2 protein-coding genes are annotated in these 3,392 nt (G+C 62.1%); both read left to right on the top strand.

Annotated features, from left to right (window positions below; genetic code table 11):
* The first annotated feature begins 30 nt into the window (after nucleotides 1-30).
* The gene (locus tag ACMLHG_RS01900) at nucleotides 31-2,244 is read left to right on the top strand and encodes a pyruvate formate lyase family protein (protein WP_417169367.1); all 2,214 of its coding nucleotides are present in this window, start codon (nucleotides 31-33) and stop codon (nucleotides 2,242-2,244) included.
* Nucleotides 2,245-2,263: 19 nt separating this feature from the next.
* Nucleotides 2,264-3,175, top strand: a complete 912-nt coding sequence (locus ACMLHG_RS01895) for a glycyl-radical enzyme activating protein (RefSeq protein WP_417169366.1) — start codon at nucleotides 2,264-2,266, stop codon at nucleotides 3,173-3,175.
* The last annotated feature ends 217 nt before the right edge of the window (nucleotides 3,176-3,392 follow it).

Raw genomic sequence — 3,392 nt, 5'->3', positions numbered from 1 at the left:
AAAAAGAAGAAATCACACAGGAGGTGCACGATGCCGTATGCCGCTTTCGAACAGGACAGAACCTATTTAACGGAGAAATTCCGTCATCCGGTCTTCGACCCCGCCACCGGCGTGGAGAATTCCATTTTAAAAGAACGAATCCGCGCGATGGCGGAGGAGCTCAAGGATCTGCCTCACCCGGTGGTGAAAGGACGCTGTTTTGAATATGTCTGCCGGAACATGCTGATCGACGTGAATCCGCACGACTGGTTCCCCGCATTCGGCTGTTACAACCGCGACGACCGGCCGCTTTCGCCGCTGAACTTCCGCTGGGCGCACGAGGCGAAGGAGCGCTTTTTCCCGGAAATCAACCGCCTGATGGAGGAGCGCAACGCGGCGGGACTCCATCTGATGTGGATCGACTTCGACCATTCGGTGCCCGACTGGGACGCGGTTTTCACGCTCGGCTTCCCCGGTCTGCGCGACCGCGCCCGCCGTTACCGGGCCGAACGGGAGAAAAACGGCACCCTCGACGCCGCGGCGGCCGCCTATTTCGACGGGCTGGAGATCACGATCAACGCCGTGCTGGAGTGTCTCGGCCGCTTCATCGACTACGCCCGGAGCCATCACGCCGGCAATCCCCGCATCGAGGCGGAGATCGCATGTCTGGAGCAGCTCCGCACCGGCGCGCCGCGCAACACCTATGAGGCGCTCCAGATCATCTATCTGGACTTCATGTTCAGCGAGCACATCGACCGTCTGCAGGTGCGTTCGCTCGGCAACCTCGACCGCATGCTCGGGCCGTACTACGAGCGCGACCTGCGCGAAGGGCGCTTCACCGAGGCGCAGATCCGGGAGTTCTTCGCCTGCTTCCTGATGCAGTGGGCGTCGATCAACAACTACTGGGGGCACCCCTTCTACCTCGGCGGAACTAGGGCGGACGGCGGCAGTGAAATCAATGCGCTCTCCTACCTCATTCTCGACGTATTCGATCAGCTTTCGATTCCGACGCCGAAGATTCAGATCAAACTCGCCCGCAACACGCCGGTCGAATTTCTGAACAAGGCGCTGGATATGATCCGGCGGGGCAACAACAGCGTGGTGTTCGTCTGCGAGGATGCCATCCGCCGTATGATGATGGGCGAGGGGTATCCGGAGGAGATCGCCCGCACCTGCGACATCCGCGGCTGTTACGAACCCGCGCCGCGCGCGCTCGGCAACATCACCGGCGCCGGGCATGTCAACATGCTCAAGCCGGTCGAACTGGTGTTCAACGACGGAGTCGACCCCAAGACCGGGTACTTCTGCGACTGCGGCGCGGCGAAACTGGCGGACATCCATTCGTTCCGGGAGTTTTACGCCGCCTACATGAAGTACCTCGACAACATCATCGAAACCACGTACATCTGCTCGTACGAGTTCGAAAAATACCTGCAGTACATCAATCCGGCGCAGCTCTATTCGATCACGATCGCCCACAGTCTGGAGACGGCGAAGGACGCCTTCGCCGACGGGAGCGTCTACAACATCACCTCGCTTCTCTGCGCCGGACTCGGTACTGCGGTCGATGCGCTGATGGCGGTGAAGGAGTTCGTCTTCGACCGCGGGGAGCTGACGCTCGCGGAGTTCCGCGACATTCTGCGGAACAACTGGGAGGGGGCGGAGAAGCTCCGGCTGCGCATCCTGCGCTCCCGGAACAAGTACGGCAACGGCATCCCCGGGGTGGACTGCTACGCCGCCGCGCTCGCCCACTACTTCGGCGGCAAGCTGAACCTGCGCCCAAACTCCCGCGGCGGCTGGTATCAGGCCTCCGGACACTCGGCCCGCACCTTCATCATCATGGGGGAGCGGACCGGGGCGACGCCGGACGGCCGCCGGGCCGGGGAGGAGATGTCCAAGAACATCTCTCCGACGATGGGGGCCGACGTCAACGGCGTGACCGCACTGATCGATTCGGCCACCGCCATCGACTGCGCCGATCTGCCCGGGGACTTTCCGCTCGACGTGATGATGCACCCGGCCACCGTGCAGGGGGAGGAGGGGCTGGCGGCGATGCGGACACTGCTTTACGCCTATCTGGCGAAATACGGCATGGCGATTCACTTCAACATCTTCGACGCCGCGGTGCTGGAGGATGCCCAGAAGCATCCGGAGAAATACACCGGGCTGCAGGTGCGGGTCTGCGGCTGGAACGTCCGCTTCAACGATCTCGCCGAGAAGGAACAGAACGCCTACATCGAACGGGCCCGCCGCATTGCGGAGTAACACAGGAAGGAGCCATTCCATGAGCGTCACCGGAGTTTTGCTCGATCCCAAACGGTTCGCGGTCCACGACGGACCGGGGGTGCGGACCACCTTCTTCCTCAAGGGGTGCCCGCTCAAGTGCATCTGGTGCCACAATCCGGAGAGCATTTCGCCGCGCCCGCAGATGGCGTACTATGCGCACAAGTGCATCGGCTGTGGCGAATGCGTGGTCAGCTGTCCGGAGAAGGCGCATGCGTTCCGGGGGGAGACGCATGAATTCGATCCATCGCGCTGCCGGGTGTGCGGTGCGTGTGAAGCCGCCTGTCTCGGCGGAGCGATGAAGCTCTACGGGAAGCGGGTTCCGGTGGAGGAGGCGATGGAGACCGCCCGGCTGGATCTCGTCTACTACCGGGAGTCGAACGGCGGGGTGACCCTCTCCGGCGGGGAACCGCTGCTGCAGCCGGAGTTCTCGCTCGCCTTTCTTGCGGCGCTGAAGCGTGAGAAGATCCACACCGCCTTCGACACCAGCTGTTTCGGTTCGCGCGAGGTGTTGAAGGAGGCGCTGCCGCTTGTCGACCTCTTTCTTGTCGACTTCAAGCACGCCGATCCGGAAGTCCACCGGAAGCTCACCGGGCAGTCGAACGAACGGATTCTGGAGAATCTGCGTTTTCTCTCGGAGAACGGCGCCCAGATTGAAATCCGGATTCCTTTCGTGCCGGGTTGCAACGATTCGGTGGAGAATCTGGAGGCCGCCGGCAGAATCCTCGGTCCGTTGCGCGGAATCCTCTGCGTGAAACTTCTGCCTTACCATGCACTGGCGCGCACCAAATACGCGTCGCTCGGCATGCCGGACACCATGCCGCAGGCGGAGTCCCCGGACGAAGCAACGTTGCATCGGGCCGCCGCCGTGCTGGAGCGCTTCGGATTGCGCGCCCGCTCCGGCCGGGAGTGACACCGGTTCACAGGCAGATTATCTCTCAATGACTTCGCTTCTGCTGCAACGCGCAGACGCGACAGCGGGGCGACACTTTTGTCAATCAGACGTTTCGCCCGTTTCACGTCCCTGCGTTATTCTTTGAAATTCATGCCCTCCTCTCAAGCCTCCGACTTGCGGATTGGACTTTTATTGCGGAGCCTCCTTTTTTCCGGCTCTGCAATTGTTGTTACGG

The sequence above is a fragment of the Victivallis sp. genome, assembly GCF_048170485.1.
Lineage (GTDB): Bacteria > Verrucomicrobiota > Lentisphaeria > Victivallales > Victivallaceae > Victivallis.
This window is presented reverse-complemented; position numbering and strand designations above follow the sequence as displayed.

What these genes read in the sequence shown, in the direction of transcription:
- ACMLHG_RS01900 (WP_417169367.1), top strand. Translation starts at nt 31, where the DNA reads ATGCCGTATGCCGCTTTCGAACAGGACAGAACCTATTTAACGGAGAAA.
- ACMLHG_RS01895 (WP_417169366.1), top strand. Translation starts at nt 2,264, where the DNA reads ATGAGCGTCACCGGAGTTTTGCTCGATCCCAAACGGTTCGCGGTCCAC.